This window comes from Shinella curvata (assembly GCF_022899935.1).
Taxonomy (GTDB): Bacteria; Pseudomonadota; Alphaproteobacteria; order Rhizobiales; family Rhizobiaceae; genus Shinella; species Shinella curvata.
Genome location: NZ_JALJCJ010000006.1, coordinates 13827 through 28686, shown reverse-complemented (window position 1 = coordinate 28686; position 14860 = coordinate 13827). Strand labels below are relative to the sequence as shown.

General features: G+C 61.3%; 14 protein-coding genes. 13 read left to right on the top strand and 1 reads right to left on the bottom strand.

Features of this window, described 5'->3' with window-relative positions; translation table 11 throughout:
• The first annotated feature begins 20 nt into the window (after window positions 1-20).
• From MUU55_RS20970 to MUU55_RS20925, 10 genes are all read left to right on the top strand, one after another.
• Window positions 21-2525 (top strand): TonB-dependent siderophore receptor, encoded by a 2505-nt coding sequence (locus MUU55_RS20970; RefSeq protein ID WP_244762730.1) that lies wholly within the window; start codon window positions 21-23, stop codon window positions 2523-2525.
• 356 nt (window positions 2526-2881) lie between these two features.
• On the top strand, window positions 2882-4087 hold the full coding sequence (locus tag MUU55_RS20965) for a PepSY-associated TM helix domain-containing protein (protein ID WP_244762729.1): 1206 nt from the start codon (window positions 2882-2884) through the stop codon (window positions 4085-4087).
• Window positions 4084-4629 (top strand): thiamine pyrophosphate-binding protein, encoded by a 546-nt coding sequence (locus MUU55_RS20960; protein WP_244762728.1) that lies wholly within the window; start codon window positions 4084-4086, stop codon window positions 4627-4629. The genes MUU55_RS20965 and MUU55_RS20960 overlap by 4 nt, the downstream gene beginning before the upstream one ends.
• Window positions 4626-4949 carry a hypothetical protein gene (locus MUU55_RS20955; RefSeq protein WP_244762727.1) on the top strand — a complete coding sequence of 108 codons (324 nt, stop codon included), beginning with the start codon at window positions 4626-4628 and terminating at the stop codon, window positions 4947-4949. Before MUU55_RS20960 ends, MUU55_RS20955 begins: the two co-directional genes overlap by 4 nt.
• Window positions 4946-5548, top strand: coding sequence for a DUF6162 family protein (locus tag MUU55_RS20950; protein WP_244762726.1), 603 nt, complete (start codon window positions 4946-4948; stop codon window positions 5546-5548). Before MUU55_RS20955 ends, MUU55_RS20950 begins: the two co-directional genes overlap by 4 nt.
• Window positions 5545-6492 (top strand): metal ABC transporter solute-binding protein, Zn/Mn family, encoded by a 948-nt coding sequence (locus MUU55_RS20945; RefSeq protein ID WP_244762725.1) that lies wholly within the window; start codon window positions 5545-5547, stop codon window positions 6490-6492. The genes MUU55_RS20950 and MUU55_RS20945 overlap by 4 nt, the downstream gene beginning before the upstream one ends.
• A gap of 59 nt (window positions 6493-6551) precedes the next feature.
• The gene (locus tag MUU55_RS20940) at window positions 6552-7247 is read left to right on the top strand and encodes a metal ABC transporter ATP-binding protein (protein ID WP_244762724.1); all 696 of its coding nucleotides are present in this window, start codon (window positions 6552-6554) and stop codon (window positions 7245-7247) included.
• Window positions 7244-8149 carry a metal ABC transporter permease gene (locus MUU55_RS20935; RefSeq protein WP_244762723.1) on the top strand — a complete coding sequence of 302 codons (906 nt, stop codon included), beginning with the start codon at window positions 7244-7246 and terminating at the stop codon, window positions 8147-8149. Before MUU55_RS20940 ends, MUU55_RS20935 begins: the two co-directional genes overlap by 4 nt.
• On the top strand, window positions 8146-9159 hold the full coding sequence (locus MUU55_RS20930; RefSeq protein ID WP_244762722.1) for a metal ABC transporter solute-binding protein, Zn/Mn family: 1014 nt from the start codon (window positions 8146-8148) through the stop codon (window positions 9157-9159). The genes MUU55_RS20935 and MUU55_RS20930 overlap by 4 nt, the downstream gene beginning before the upstream one ends.
• A 387-nt stretch (window positions 9160-9546) precedes the next feature.
• Entirely contained in the window at window positions 9547-10050 is a 504-nt protein-coding gene (locus MUU55_RS20925; protein WP_244762721.1) for an RrF2 family transcriptional regulator, read from the top strand.
• A 209-nt stretch (window positions 10051-10259) separates the two neighbouring features.
• On the opposite strand, the gene MUU55_RS20920 is transcribed toward MUU55_RS20925, so the two are convergent.
• A complete protein-coding gene (locus MUU55_RS20920) occupies window positions 10260-10913 on the bottom strand; it encodes a TetR/AcrR family transcriptional regulator (RefSeq protein ID WP_244762720.1) in 654 nt (217 codons plus the stop codon).
• 274 nt (window positions 10914-11187) lie between these two features.
• On the opposite strand from MUU55_RS20920, the gene MUU55_RS20915 reads away from it, so the two are divergent.
• The 3 genes from MUU55_RS20915 to MUU55_RS20905 all read left to right on the top strand — a co-directional run bounded on the left by MUU55_RS20915 (window position 11188) and on the right by MUU55_RS20905 (window position 14853).
• A complete protein-coding gene (locus tag MUU55_RS20915; protein WP_244762719.1) occupies window positions 11188-12303 on the top strand; it encodes a sugar ABC transporter substrate-binding protein in 1116 nt (371 codons plus the stop codon).
• Window positions 12304-12373: 70 nt separating this feature from the next.
• Window positions 12374-13339, top strand: a complete 966-nt coding sequence (locus tag MUU55_RS20910) for an ABC transporter permease (RefSeq protein WP_244762718.1) — start codon at window positions 12374-12376, stop codon at window positions 13337-13339.
• Between the two features lie 8 nt (window positions 13340-13347).
• The gene (locus MUU55_RS20905; RefSeq protein WP_244762717.1) at window positions 13348-14853 is read left to right on the top strand and encodes a sugar ABC transporter ATP-binding protein; all 1506 of its coding nucleotides are present in this window, start codon (window positions 13348-13350) and stop codon (window positions 14851-14853) included.
• Window positions 14854-14860 lie beyond the last annotated feature (7 nt).

The following is a 14860-nucleotide window of genomic DNA, read 5'->3' as shown; positions in this document are numbered from 1 at the left end:
AGAGCAGGGGACACAGTTTCATGGGCAAGATGACAGCAACGAAGGTGGACGCGCGCGCGTCGTGGCGCAAAAAGGGATGGCTTGCCACGGCCGCGTTTTGCGTCGCGGTGGCAGGAGCGCCCGGCATTGCCGGAGCGCAGGCCAAGACGGCCCGGTCGGCGACCGCGGCATTCGACATTCCCGCGCAGGATCTCGGCGCCGCGCTGACGCTCTTTTCCGATCGCGCCGGGCTGCGCCTGCTGCTGCCTTCGAGTGTTGTCGGTGGCAAGAAAAGCACGGCCGTCTCGGGCGCACTGACCCGTGAGCAGGCGCTCGCTCGCCTTCTCAGCGGCACCGGTCTCACCTACCGTTTTCCCGATGCGAGCACGGTCACGATCATCGATCCGGCAGCGACAGGGGCCACGGGGCGCGTCGATGACGGTTCGACAGAGCTTCAAGCCGTCACGGTGGAGGGTGCCTCGGATGGCACGGTCGGCATCGTTGCCACACGCGGCATGTCCGCGACCAAAACAGACACGCCTCTACTGGAAGTTCCGCAAACGGTGAATGTCGTCACGCGAAAAGAAATGGACAAGCGCGGTGCGACGGACCTCAACGCCATCGTTTCCTACACACCGGGTATCCGGGTCAAGGATCAGCCCGGTGGCCAGGGCATGAACGACACGTACATCCGGGGCTTTTATGATGTGAACGCCGCCTACTACCGAGACGGTCTGCGCAACAGCTTCAACCCCTACGATACCGTTGTCGAGCAATTTGCCCTGGAACGTGTCGATGTCGTAAAAGGTCCCTCGTCCGTCCTCTATGGTCGCATGCAACCCGGCGGCCTCGTGAACATGGTGACAAAGCGGCCGACCGAGACGCCTGTCCGGGAGGTTCAGGTTCAATACGGTACCTATGACCGCAAACAGGTCGGCCTGGATTTTGGTGAGGCGCTGGATGGCGACGGGACATTTCTGTATCGCCTGACCGGGCTTTGGCGCGATAGCGGAACGATGGTCGATCACTCCCCGGACAATCGCCGATATTTCGCGCCGGCCCTGACTTGGCAGCCAGACGATGCAACCAGCTTCACCATTCTGGGAAGCTATCAGAAGACGGAGAATGGCGGCTCCAGTCAGAATTTCCCGATGGCAAATACGATCTTCGACGATCCTGTCCGCATTCCCTCAAATTTCTATGGCGGCGTTCCCGGACAGAGCCACTACGACGTTGCAAACACTTCGCTTGGTTACGAATTCAAACATGCATTTGATAACGGATGGGAGTTCAAGCAGAGCGCGCGGTACACCCATTCCGATATCGATTTTTCATCGGCCTTTTTCTATGACTATCCCGCGGCGCTCTACAACGGCCATTATGCACGCATGATGGCTCAGGAGCGTCCCAAGACATCGAACTCATTTGTGATCGATAGCAATGTTGGTGGCACACTTGATATCGGGCCGCTACAGCACGATTTGCTGATCGGCGTCGATTACGGCTTTTATTCGGACCGGGAAACGCGGACGAACTCGACAAACCATATTGTGATCGACGTCCTGGACCCGAAATATGGAAATTTCGATTTCGTGTACGGCGGAGCGGGTTCGGATACGGCTGGCAGAATGTCCCAAGTGGGGCTCTATGCACAGGATCAGGTGAAATTCGACAACTGGGTCCTGACGGTTGGCGGGCGTTACGACATCGCGCGCGCAACATCCAACGACTACAACTCGCGTACGATCTCGGGCGGTCCGGACGTCGTGGCAAAACAACGCGACAATGCCTTCACGGGACGCGTTGGCTTGGGTTATCTCTTCGACAACGGCGTGGCGCCTTATGCCAGCTATTCGACATCGTTCAATCCGGTCGCGGGAACGGACTTCAGTGGCTCACCCTTCGAGCCGACGACGGGGCAGCAATGGGAGGCGGGCGTCAAATATCAGCCCGGATCCTGGAATGGTTTTCTCTCTGCCGCCGTGTTCCAGATTACCCAGCAAAACGTATCGACAGCAGATCCGGTCAATATCGGATATGCGGTGCAGCAAGGCGAAGAGCGTGCGCGCGGTTTCGAATTCGAGGCCAAGGGGGAGATTGCCGAAGGCTGGAATCTGGCGGCGGGTTATTCCTATACCGATACCCGTATTACCAAGGGTAACAAGAATGATCTGGGGTACAGCAAGGTCGGCAAACGGGCGGAGGGTGTACCCTATCATCAAGCCTCGCTGTGGCTCGACTATCAATTCCAGGGCGATGCCCTTCTGGGATTGGGCCTTGGTGCAGGTGTGCGCTATGTCGGAAGTTCGTTGGACGCACACGATTACAGCGATGGATCGCAGGTTGAGGTTGCGGGGTATACCCTCCTCGATGCAACCCTGTCTTACGACTTCGGCGCTAAAAACCCCGATCTGAAAGGTCTTAATCTTCTCGTGAGCGGTACAAATCTGACCGATGAGAGATACTTTACGCCGGGGTTCATGCCCAGGACGGTGTTCTTTGGCCAACGTCGCGCGGTGAACGCGACGCTTTCATATAAATGGTAGCGACAACAGCCGACGCGTCATTTCGGTATTTGATATACGGATGCGTCTTGATCTTGGCGGCCGTTACACTGGCGAGCGGGACCAGGTGGAATCGATCGCCGTCCGCGTTGTAACGTCTGATAATCAGCGGTCGGGACCTGCGAGATGATCGCTGGTGACGCTCCTATATTCAAATTCTCCAAGAGCTCATAGTGCTGAAGCGGACTCCTGAGCATGGCGTCACCGACACGCGGTGACGCCGGATATCGCGGAATCTTGGAAAATTATTTCACTTCTGGAGGTGGGACGCGGCGGGCCTCTGTTCGTCTAATACAGGAGAGGCACCGTCCACTTATGATCTTGGAAGCTTGGAATTGATGGAAACGACACGGCCGGCGAAGGAAAAGAAGAAGGCGACGCGCCTGTGGCTGATCGTCCATAGCTGGCTGGCCTTGCCGCTCTGGGTGTTGATCTTCTTCGTCTGTCTGACGGGAACCATCGCCACGGTGAGCCAGGAAATCGTCTGGCTGGCCAAGCCGGAAGTGCGGGCGAACCGGCCGACGCCCGATGCCGTGCCCCTGGGGTACGATGCCATCCTCGCAGCCGTCGAGAAGGCCGAGCCGGGCGTGGCGGTGAGCTTCATCTCGCGGCCGGTCAAATCGATTTTCGCGCTGGATGTCTTCGTGAGCTACCCGGACGGGCGCACGCGCTCGCTCTTCGTCAATCCCTATACGGGGGCGATCCAGGGTGTGGGCGGCGTGTTCGATTTCCGCTATTTCATGCGTGCGCTGCACGGTTGGCTGCTCGTGCCCTTCGTCGGCGCGACGAGCTGGGGGTGGTATCTCGTCTCCGCCCTGTCCATCCCGATGCTGGGCTCACTCGTGACGGGCCTCGTCGTCTACAAGAAATTCTGGCGCGGCTACCTCAATCCGCGCCTGCGCCTGCGCAATGGTGCGCGCATCTTCTGGGGCGACTTCCATCGCCTCGCCGGCATCTGGTCCGTGCCGTTCATTGCCATCATGGCGGTGACGGCGGGATGGTTCCTGATCCAGCATATTCTCGCGGACAACAATATTACCGTGTCGACCGCCGGGGTTCCGCCCGTGGTGGCGCGCGAGGACGTTCCGGCCGAGGGGGGCGCGAAGGCGCCCTGGATTTCGCTCGACCGGGCCGGGCAACTGGTGCGGGAGAAGTTTCCGGATCTGAGCCCGGATTTCGTTGCGCTGCCGAGCAATGCCTTCAGTCATATCGTCGTCGGCGGGCGAGGGGCCTATCCGCTGATCTTCGAGACAGCCAACGTCAACCCGTACAACGGCGAGGTCGAATGGACGCGCCGCGTCTCCGACCGTTCGGCGCTCGAACTCGTCACCGAGAGCATGCGTCCGCTCCACACAGGTGATTTCGCGGGCCTCTGGCTGAAGCTCGTCTATTTCCTCTTCGGGCTGCTGCTCACCATGATGGTGTTCTCCGGCATGATGATCTGGCTGAAGCGCACGGCGCTTGCGACGGCCAAGCTGGTCCGCGACATCAACGCGGAGCGGGCCCTGCCATCGGTCGAAGGCGTGCGGGAGGCTGCGGAATGACGGGCGTGAAGGTCAAGACCAACCCGCATGCCGGCCTTCCCGGGGGGCGGCATCGCTGGCGCTTTCATCTGAGCGTGCTGCTGCTTGTCATCCCCATCGTGCTCAGCCCGAAATTCTTCCGGGAGGAGGCGCTGTTCTTCGGCGATTCCGGTCTCGGCCAGCGGGAGCTCGGCGAGAAGGCGATTGGCCCCTGGCATGTCCATGTTGCGGAATACATGGCCAATGCGCCGACCGATCAGGGCCTTGCCGGCCATATGAAGACCTTCGCGATCCGCTGGAACGCCGAAGACGCGGATCATATCAAGGCGAGCTATTTTCGGATCGGCAAGCCGCGCTCGCTGCGTGCTGCCGGCGTCGTCCTGTCGGGCGGTCCCTATCGCCAGATGGCGGATGTGCCGATCCCCGAGCGCGTGAAACCCACTGACGCCCTATGGCTCACCGTCGAGGGATGGGATGGCACGGTGCATCAGGCGGCTATCCCCCTCGATGAAGCATCCCCCGCCACGATCGCGTGGCTGAAGCAGCGCGGAGAAACGCGATGAGAAACAAGATTCTTTGGCTGGTCGCGGCGCTGTCTTCGGCGACCGCCTCACCGGCCCTCGCTCACTACCCTTACTGCACCTGCGCGCTCGAGGATGGCAAGGTGGCCTGCAAGGGCGGCTTTTCCGACGGGACGGGCGCTGAAGGCGTGACGCTCGATGTCATTTCCTATGATGAGCAGATCCTCGTTCCCGGCAAGTTCGGGGCTGATTCCGTGGTGCGCTTCGACAAGCCCTCGGGTGAATTCTACGTGCTCTTCGATGCCGGTCCTGGCCATGTCGTGGAAGTGGACTGGCGCGATATAGACGGGCTCACCCCATGACGGTGGAGAACGCAACCCGTGTGCTCGTCCGCCCTGCTGGCGCCGAGCGGGAGACGCTGTTTGTCGCGCTGCTGTGTGCCGTCATCGTGCTTGCCGCGGGAACGGTGGTTGGCCTGCGCACGCGGGCACCTGACGTGGTGTCGATCGCCGAATGGCAGGTCGATGCCCGCGACGGGCTGACGGCGGCCGAGCAGGGCCTCAATGCCGACCTGACGGTGGCGGCCGATGACATCGCCTTCGCGCTTGAAAGCGGTTCTGCGCCATCGCCGCAGGATCTAGCCGACGAAGGTCTGCCGCCCTTCGCGATGGACGCCACGCGCGCAGCCCGCGGCGGCCATGCGTGGAGCATCGTGCCTGCCGTTGACGGCTTTTCCGGCTGGCTGGGCAGGACCACATCCACGGACATTGCCGGTTCGCTGCTTCTGCGCATTGCACCGAAGGACGGGCATGCGCACGACGCGGCTGGCGTTTCCGTTTGGCTCAACAGGGCAAAAGACGCTGCCGTTTCCGGGCTTTCCAACGATGCGCTGATCGCGTCCGGCTGGAAGAAGATCGTCAGTCGATACGATGCATCGGTGACACGAGGAGCCGGCCAATGAACATTCTAGTTTCGCGCCGTACGCTTCTGGTGGGTGCCATGGCGTTCGCTGCCACCGCCTCGCGCGCGTCCGGCAAAAAACTCAGGATCGGCGTGACGCTGCATCCCTACTATTCCTACGTCGTCAACATCGTCGGCGACAGGGCCGAGGTGGTGCCGCTGATCCCGGTCGGCTTCAATCCGCATGCCTATGAGCCGCGTGCGGAGGATATCCGCCGGATCGGCACACTCGACGTGGTGGTGCTGAACGGCATCGGCCATGACGATTTTGCCGAACGCATGATCGCGGCCTCGGAGAACCCCGATATACCCGTCATCGAGGCGAACCGCGACGTGCCGCTGCTCGCCGCCGTCGGCGGCGTTTCGAGCCGCATGGGCAACAGCCGCACGATCTCCGGTCAGGTGGTCAACTCGCACACCTTCCTGTCGATTGCCGGTGCCATCCAGCAGGTGCAGACGATCGCCCGCGAGCTGGGCAAACTCGATTCCGACAACGCAGCCACCTATGCCGCCAATGCCCGCGCCTATGCCAAACGCCTGCGCAAGATCCGGGCTGCGGCACTCTCCGAACTCACCGCCATGCCCGGCGCGAGCTTCCGCGTCGCGACGATCCACGGCGCCTATGACTATCTCCTGCGCGAATTCGGCCTCGAGGTGACGGCGGTGGTCGAGCCGGCGCATGGCATCGAACCGAGCCCGGCCCAGCTCGCCAAGACCATCGACGCCATCAAGGCGCTCGACGTGAAGGCCATCTTCTCCGAGCTGAATTTTCCCTCGACCTATGTCGAGACCATCGAGCGCGAGACGGGCATCAGGCTCTATCCGCTCTCCCACATCATCTATGGCGCGTATCGCCCGGAAAAGTTCGAGGTCGAGATGGCCGAGAACTTTTCGACCGTGGTGAAGGCGATCCGCGAGCAGGGCGGTGCGGAGGCCAACCCGTGAATGCAGTCATTCCACAGCCTGTGCCAGCCAGGACGAGCATTCGATCAGGTCCCGCCGTCGTGTTCGACGGGGTCTCGCTGGTGCTCGGGCGCACCGAGGTTCTTTGCGAGGTCTCGCTTCGAGCCGAACCGGGTAAGGTGCATGCGGTTGTCGGCCCCAATGGCGGCGGCAAATCCTCGCTGATCCGCTGCCTGCTCGGCCAGGCGCCGCACGCGGGATCAATCGCCATCGACTGGCCGGGCGAGCAGGGCCGCATCGGCTACGTGCCGCAGGCACTGGAATTCGACCGTGGCTTGCCGATGACGGTGATGGATTTCCTCGCCGCGCTCGTTGCCGATCGCCCGGCCTTCCTTGCGCCGAGGCCTTCGGTGAAGGTGACGATCCTTGCGGCTCTTGCCGAGGTCGGCATGGAGGACAAGGCGGGGCGGCGCATGGGGGCGCTGTCGGGCGGCGAGCGCCAGCGCGTGATGATGGCGCAGGGCCTGATGCCGGCACCCGATCTCCTCGTGCTCGACGAGCCGATGGCAGCCCTCGACGAGGCGGGTGCAAAGATCTTTGAACGGCTGATCGGCACGCTCAAGGCGCGCGGCACCACGATCCTCTGGGTCGAACATGACCTTGCCGTTGTCCGGCGCCTGGCCGATCGCGTGACCGGCCTCAGCCGCACCCTGCTTTTCGATGGTCCGCCGGAGGCGGAACTAACCCCGGAACGGGTGCTCGCGCTGTTCTCGCACCGGGCGGGAGGTGCGGCATGAGCCCCTGGTTCGATGCTTTCCGTGAGGCCGTGATGGCCCTGGCGGCGGAAGGGTATCTGCCGCCCTCGCTGGCCTATGGCTTTGCGGTCAATGCGCTGCTGGCCGGCCTTATCGCTGGGCCGGTGCTGGGCGGGCTCGGCACGCTCGTCGTCGTCAAGCGCCACGCCTTCTTCTCCGAGGCCGTCGGCCATGCGGCATTGACGGGCGTGGCGATCGGCATCCTGCTGGGCGAGCCTTATACCGGCCCCTATGGTTCGCTGTTCGGCTATTGCCTGATCTTCGGTATCGCGCTCAACTATCTGCGCAACCGCACCGGTCTCTCGGCCGATACGCTGATCGGCGTCTTCCTGTCGATGTCGCTCGCACTCGGCGCCAGCATCCTTCTCGTGCTGGCGGGCCGCATCAACATCCATATTCTGGAAAATGTGCTGTTCGGCTCGATCCTCACCGTCTCCGGCATGGATATCGCCATTCTCGCCGGCGTCGGCCTGATGGTGCTTGCACTGACGGTTCTGTTCTTCAATCGCTTCATGGTGGCGAGCTTCAATCCGACGCTGGCTGCGGTGCGCGGCGTGCCGGTAAAGGCGCTCGACTATCTCTTCGTCATGCTTGTGACAGTGGTGACGGTGGCGAGCGTCAAGATCATCGGCGCCATCCTCGTCGGGGCACTGCTCGTCATCCCCGCCGCTGCGGCGCGGACCGTGTCGGGCTCTCTCAAAGGTTTCTTCATGTTCTCCGTCCTCTTTGCTCTCACCGCGACGATCGCCGGTATCCTGATCCCCATGGAACTCGACCTGCCGATCCCCTCGGGCGCGGCGATCATCCTGTCGGCCGGCATCATCTTCCTCGGATGCGCGGCCATCCGCGCTGCGCTGCCCGCCCTCAAAGGAGATGCGGCATGAGCGGATTGCTCTCTCGCCGGACGATGCTGTCCACCATGATCGCCGCACCTGTCCTGAGCGGGCCGGTCGCGGCGTCGGACCCTAAAGTCATCATCCGCGTGCTGACCGCCCATCCCGCAGCCTTCTCGCTCGCCTCCATATTGGCCCGAAACAGCGCTATCACCGTTGAGGCGATCCAGCCGGCGAAGCTGCCGGCGACGCGGCTCGCATCCTACCTTGCCGGGCGGGGCAAGACGACCCTGGAAGCGGCGGCCACCAATGCCGATGCGGTCATCACTTTCCGCTCGTTCTGGCCGGAGGATCCGCTTTATCCGCACGCGCGCCGCAGCAATATCCGCATCGTCGAGATCGACGCCGGCCGGCCGCTCGATGGCGCACTCAACGGCATCGCGATCGCCGAGCCATCGGATGATGGTGCGATCTATGCTGCGCTCGATCTGGCACCGATGCCGGCGACGGGCGAAGGATCCGCACCATGGCTCGCACCGAGCAGCCTCGGCCGCATGGCCGACGTGCTCGCAGCCGACCTCTCTCGCCTGGATCCCTCTTCCGCCAAGGCTATCGCAGCCAACGTGGCCGCGCTGAAACAGAGACTCCTCGTGCTCAAAGCTGAAGCCGACACGGCGCTTGCGGAAGCCGACGACCTCTCCGCCATCGCACTCTCGCCGCACTTCGCCTATCTCGCCGCCGATCTCGGTATCGACCTGCGGGCGTCGATCACCGCCGCGCCCAATGAGTGGACAGCGGAACGAATTACCAGATTGGCAGACTGGCTGAAGGCCAATGACGTATCGGTCGTCCTCCTCGATACCCAGCCTGAACCGGCGCTCGTGGATGCCCTTAAAGAATACAGGCTCGTCAGGCTTTCCATCGTTGAAGGGGAGGAACCCGATATTGTCGCCGCGGTGGAGCGCAACATCGGCGCGCTTCGGGCTGCATTCCGCTACCATAAGCCGTCGCGATCTGGGTGCCGGATCCCCTATACTCCGTCCTTGATCTGCCATCGGTAAGACATTTTCGCCATGCGTCCCTACAGGCCACTGCGAACGGCCGTAGGTTTTCGATTTGCCAAGGCCCGGCGCAGGTGTGCGCCAAAGGGGCGGACGACGGTATCGAGGGTGCAGGGTGCGTCAATCTCTCCAGGGCCGTTGCCTGATTGCCACGCCCGCTCACCTCCAGATTGGTCTTCCATCCCTTGAAGTCATCCCGTGATGGCGGCCTCTCGCGGTGGCGGCAAAGCGATGATCGATACGAAAACTCCAGGACGAGGGTATCCAGACCAACAAAAAGTTGTGTCGTGGGTGGGAGAAATGGCCTCTTCAATCGTCTTAATGAATGAGCACCGATGAAGCATCTCAGAGCAAGGCGGTGCGCGGTTTGAAATCAAAGGGGAAGCCATGAGGCTCAATCGCCAAGCCGAAATCGCAATCGCCATTCTGGTCGCCTGTGCCCGCTCCTCCGGCAGGACAATGCGCACCAGCGAGATCGCCATACGGGCGGATGCGAGCAAGGATAGCGCCGCCCAGGTCATCCTGCTGCTCTCGCGGGAGGGATTTCTCACCACGACGCGGGGTAGGTTCGGCGGCGTGGCGCTGGCGTTGCCACCCCGTGAGATATTGCTCGGAGACGTTCTCCGTCGCATCCAGCCGGAACTGTTCGAGAATTGTGCGCGGGAAGGCAATGCCGGGACCGATGCGCCGGCTGCTGTCTTCAGCATGATCGTCGGTGCGGCGGAAGCGACCTTTCTCGCTTTCATGGATCGGTTCTGTGTCGCCGATCTCCTCGACTGTCGAAAGGAGACGCCGCTGGAGAGGGCGGATCATCGTTTGCATGAGATCATCTGGGCTCAGCCGAACATGCGGCGGCTGCGGCAGGAGGAAGTCGTCGATCAATTCAATTAGTGCTCCTTGCCCCCTTTTTTGTGGCTGCGGGCGCGTTTGTCGAGGGGCCGCAGATCCAGGTACTCTTTAATTTGACTGAAAAATCAATTTTTGACCTGCTTTCAAGCACCGCGCTCGCATCGTCGAACCGCTTGAATAACAACCGATACGCCGGCTGCGACTCTCTCGATCCGAGAGCGTTTCGTGGCATGATTTAACGACAGGTCATGTTAAATCGTGACGAGTCGCATGATCGTATCGATATTGAACTGGATGCGCTGTTCCAGCGCATCCTTCGCCATGAGATCGCGCTCATAGATGATCGTGCCGGTGAAGCGGTTCGTCAGATAATAGTAGCCGACTGCGGCAATGGTGATGTTGAGTTGCACGGGATCGACGCCGTCCCGGAAGACGCCCGCCGTCACGCCACGCTCCAGGATGCTCGAGACCAGGCTGACGAGCTTGCGGCTTGAAACCTTGATGATCTCAGATTTCTTGAGGTGCTTCGCGCGGTGCAGGTTCTCACTGTTGACCAGTGTCAGGAATTCCGGGTTTTTGAGATAATATTCCCAGGTGAAACGCACCAGCTTTTCAAGCGCTCCCTTGGGATCGAGATCTTCCAGATGCAGCTTCTGCTCTGCGCTGCGGATGTCGAGATAGGCGTCTTCGAGAACAGTCTGGAACAAGCCCTCCTTGCTCTCGAAATAGTGATAGATCATACGTTTGTTGGCTTTCGCCTTCTCGGCGATATCGTCGACGCGGGCGCCACCTAAGCCATTCTTCGCAAATTCTTTTTTTGCGGCATCCAGAATGCGTGCCTTGGTGGCCTCGGCGTCGCGAATGCGGGGTTTGCGTCCCGGTTTTTCTGTCTGTTCGCCGCTCATGTTTTCAGCCTGTCCTTTTGGCGCAGTCGTGATGTCTTTCCTGCAACTCATACACGCACGTATTGCCATCCGTCAAAGCCGGGTGGTGCGATTGGCTGTTGCCATCCCGCTGAAAACCACTTGACTTGCGCAAAACTAAAGAAGTAACTAGTTAGTGCGTTAATTGCGGCGGGAGGCGCTCTGGAGCGTCACGCCCGAGGGGATGTTCTCCTTGCTGGCAATCAGGCGAGCGGTAACGCGGGAAGCGTTTCAATCGGGGATTTGGGAGGAAAGAATGTCGACCTTTATCAAGGATTTCATCGAGCGCGAGACGGTCAGTCGCCGCAATTTTCTGTTCGCCGCTGCGGCCGGCATGGGCGCCGTTGCGGTGCCCGGTCTGTTCGGTGGCGGAAGTGCGCGTGCCGCGCTGACGGATCCGGCGATTGCCTGGAGCTACCGTGATCGCGCTTCGGCCTATTGGAACTCGGTCGTTTCGGGTGGAGAGGCCTTTGTGGAATCGCTCGGCAAGCCGAAAAGTGCGCTGGTCAGTCTGATCAACGAAGGTTCCACGGAAAAGTCGCTGTCCGACATCAAGGCCTTCCTCGCGAAGAACAATGGCAATTGCGCTATTGCGTGCGACGCCAATGACAGCCCGAATGCGCGCCCCATCGTTGAGGCCGTTCAGGCTGCCGGCGCCTATGTCTCGACGATCTGGAACAAGACCGACGACCTGCATCCCTGGGATTTCGGCGACAACTACGTCTCGCACATGACCTGGTCGGACGAGAAGCCGGCGGAACAGACCGCACGCATCCTCTTCGAAGCCATGGGCGGCGAGGGCGGCGTGGTTCATCTCGGCGGTATTGCGGCGAACAATCCCGCGGTCGAGCGCCTTGCCGGCCTCAAGAATGCGCTGAAGGATTTTCCGAAGATCGAATTGCTCGACGCGCAGCCGGCCGATTGGGACACCCAGAAGGGCGCGGCCCTCATGGCCTCGTTCCTCACGCGCTACGGCGACAAGATCAAGGGCGTGCATTGCGCCGCCGACAACATCGCCTATGGCGTGATCGAGGCGTTGCGTGCCGAGGGCATCGAGAACATGCCGATCGTTGCCTATGACGGCAATCCGGAAGCTGTACAGATGGTCATGGACGGCCAGCTGCTCGCCACCGTCTTCACCAATCCGCATTGGGGCGGCGGCATCAGTGCAGCCCTTGCCTATCATGCCGCCATCGGCACCTTTAAGCCGTCCGAAGAGCCCAAGGAACATCGCGAATTTTACGGCCCGACGATCCTTATCACGGCCAAGGATGCTGCGGAGTTCAAGGCGAAGTACCTCGATTCCGTTCCGGCCTATGACTGGAAGGACTTCTGGGGGCCGTCGAACGGCCGGATTCAGTACAAGGCCTGATTGGGCAGGGCGGCGGCCATGGGTGCTGCCGCCACATCTCCTGCGAACTTTCATGAGAGGGGTGTCTGACGTGACACGTCGCCTATCGCGCGAAACCATGATCAAATGGGCGCCGCTCCTGGTGCTGATCGCGCTTGTGATCTTTTTCACCGCGCTCAACCCGACGTTCTTTTCGCTGCGCAACTTCGCCCGTATCGCGATTGCCGCGGCTCCAGCGCTCATGGTCGCCGTCGGCGTCACCTTCATCATCGTCATGGGGTCGATTGATCTCTCCATGGAGGGCACGGTCTCGCTCACGGCCGTCTCCTTCGCCTTCATCTTCGCCCAGCTCGGCGGCTCGCTTGCGGGTCTCGGCTGGATTGCCATTCCGCTGGTGCTCGTTATTGGCGGCGTGATCGGGCTCTTGAACGGGCTGGTGCATGTGAAACTGAAGATCCCGTCATTCATGGCGAGCCTTGCCATGGGCTTCGTCGGCACGGGCGCGGCGATCCTGCTCACCGGCGGCGACATTGTGAAGGTGAGTGATGCGACGTTCCGCGGCCTGCTCACGGTCCGCTGGCTCGGATTCCCGCTGATGGTCTATGTCGCGGCCTTCTTTCTCTTCGTCGGCTGGTTCATCCAGACCCACACGACGCTTGGCCGCAACTTCTACGCGGTCGGTGGCGGCGAAGACCTCGCACACGCCTCCGGTCTCAACGTCACCCGTGTCCGCGTGACCGGCTTTGCACTTGCCGGCGTCTTCTACGCCATCGCCGCGATGCTCGTCGTTGCCCGCATCGGACAGGCTGAATCCGTGACCGGCGCAAACTTCATGTTCGTCTCCATCACCTCGGTGGTCGTTGGCGGCGTGGCGCTGTGGGGCGGCATCGGCGGCGTCTGGAACGCCCTTGTCGGCGTGCTCATCGTCAATGTCATCGACAATGGCATGGTCGTTATCGGCCTGCCCGATTTCCTTCAGGACGGCGTGCTCGGTCTCCTCGTCATTCTTGCGGTGGTGCTCTCGACCGACCGCAAGATGGTTTCCTTTGTGAAGTGAGGCGCGCCATGTACGAACTCAAGGCTGTCGATAAGAAGTTCCCCGGTGTCCACGCACTCAAGTCCATCAACTTTCATATCAAGCGCGGCGAGATCGTCGGGCTTGTGGGAGAGAACGGCGCCGGCAAATCCACTCTGATGAAGGTCATCTACGGAGCCTATCAGCCGGACGGCGGCCAGATCCTCATCAATGGTGCGGGCGTGCGTTTTTCCAATCCGCGTCAGGCGATGGAAAAGGGCATCGGGATGGTGTTCCAGGAGCAGTCCCTGATCCCCAACCTGACTGTCATGGAAAACATCTTCCTCGGCTACGAGCGCCAGTTCGTGCGCTTCGGCATCGTCGACTGGAAGGCGATGGCGGCGGCGGCCAAAGCACAGCTCGCCAAGGTGAAGCTCGATATCGACCCCGCGACGGTGACGTCGAAGTTGTCCTTCGTTCAGCGACAGCTCGTTGAACTTGCCAAGGTTCTGACGCTGGAGGAGCGGGTCAAGGGCGATCTCGTCATCCTGCTCGATGAGCCGACCTCCGTGCTCTCCAAGGACGAGGTGCAACTGCTCTTCAAGCTCGTTCGTGAACTGACGACCCGTGCTTCCTTCATCTTTGTCTCGCACCGCATGGATGAGGTCATGGAACTGTCCGACCGCATCTATGTCATGAAGGACGGTGAGGTGGTCGACGTGGTGGAGCGTGGCGGCGCGACCGCGGAGGCCATCCAGCACAAAATGGTCGGCCGTAACGTCGACAAGCAATATTACAGGGAACACCTGCAGACGCCGTTCGACCGTTCGAAAGTGCTGGTCGAGATGACTGGTGTCGGCCTGCCGGGGCGTATCCAGGATATTTCGTTCAAAGTGCATGCCGGCGAAGTCCTGTGCCTCGTCGGCACGGAAGGCTCCGGACGTGAGGCGATCCTGCGCACGATCTACGGCATGCTGACACCAGTGACGGGGCGCCTCAAGATCAAGGGCAGGGATGCCAACGGCTATTCGCCGCGTCAGTCGGTTGCGAGCGGTGTGGGTTACGTACCGCGCGAGCGCAAGATCGAAGGCATCGTTGCCGGCATGAACGTCTACGAGAACATGACGCTCTCGCAGATGAAGAACCATTCCAGCAGCGGTGTTCTGCGCGTTGGGGAAGAGCGGGCGCTGGCGCGCGAGTGGATCAGGAAGCTCTCGATCAAGGCACATTCGGAATTTGCCGATTGCGGCAACCTTTCGGGCGGCAACCAGCAGAAGGTCGTGCTCGCCAAGTGGCGCTCGGGTGGGTCGGATATCATGTTGCTCGACCATCCGACACGCGGTCTCGACATCGGCGCGAAGGAAGATGTTTACGACATGGTCCGTGCGATGAGCGCGGCTGGCGTCGGCATCGTTCTCGTCGCCGATACGCTGGAAGAGGCCATCGGCCTGTCGCACACTATCATCGTCGTCAAGGATGGGCGCATGCAGAAGGAATTCGCTTGCGAACCGGGCGCCAAGCCCACGCCCTTCGACCTGCTGCACTACATGATCTGAGGGACAA

Bases quoted from the DNA above. Each gene is read 5' to 3' on its own strand.
- MUU55_RS20955 (WP_244762727.1), top strand. From the start codon at position 4,626: ATGAGAAACAAGATTCTTTGGCTGGTCGCGGCGCTGTCTTCGGCGACC.
- MUU55_RS20920 (WP_244762720.1), bottom strand. From the start codon at position 10,913: ATGAGCGGCGAACAGACAGAAAAACCGGGACGCAAACCCCGCATTCGC.
- MUU55_RS20915 (WP_244762719.1), top strand. From the start codon at position 11,188: ATGTCGACCTTTATCAAGGATTTCATCGAGCGCGAGACGGTCAGTCGC.
- MUU55_RS20935 (WP_244762723.1), top strand. From the start codon at position 7,244: ATGAGCCCCTGGTTCGATGCTTTCCGTGAGGCCGTGATGGCCCTGGCG.
- MUU55_RS20950 (WP_244762726.1), top strand. From the start codon at position 4,946: ATGACGGTGGAGAACGCAACCCGTGTGCTCGTCCGCCCTGCTGGCGCC.
- MUU55_RS20945 (WP_244762725.1), top strand. From the start codon at position 5,545: ATGAACATTCTAGTTTCGCGCCGTACGCTTCTGGTGGGTGCCATGGCG.
- MUU55_RS20965 (WP_244762729.1), top strand. From the start codon at position 2,882: ATGGAAACGACACGGCCGGCGAAGGAAAAGAAGAAGGCGACGCGCCTG.
- MUU55_RS20960 (WP_244762728.1), top strand. From the start codon at position 4,084: ATGACGGGCGTGAAGGTCAAGACCAACCCGCATGCCGGCCTTCCCGGG.
- MUU55_RS20970 (WP_244762730.1), top strand. From the start codon at position 21: ATGGGCAAGATGACAGCAACGAAGGTGGACGCGCGCGCGTCGTGGCGC.
- MUU55_RS20930 (WP_244762722.1), top strand. From the start codon at position 8,146: ATGAGCGGATTGCTCTCTCGCCGGACGATGCTGTCCACCATGATCGCC.
- MUU55_RS20905 (WP_244762717.1), top strand. From the start codon at position 13,348: ATGTACGAACTCAAGGCTGTCGATAAGAAGTTCCCCGGTGTCCACGCA.
- MUU55_RS20925 (WP_244762721.1), top strand. From the start codon at position 9,547: ATGAGGCTCAATCGCCAAGCCGAAATCGCAATCGCCATTCTGGTCGCC.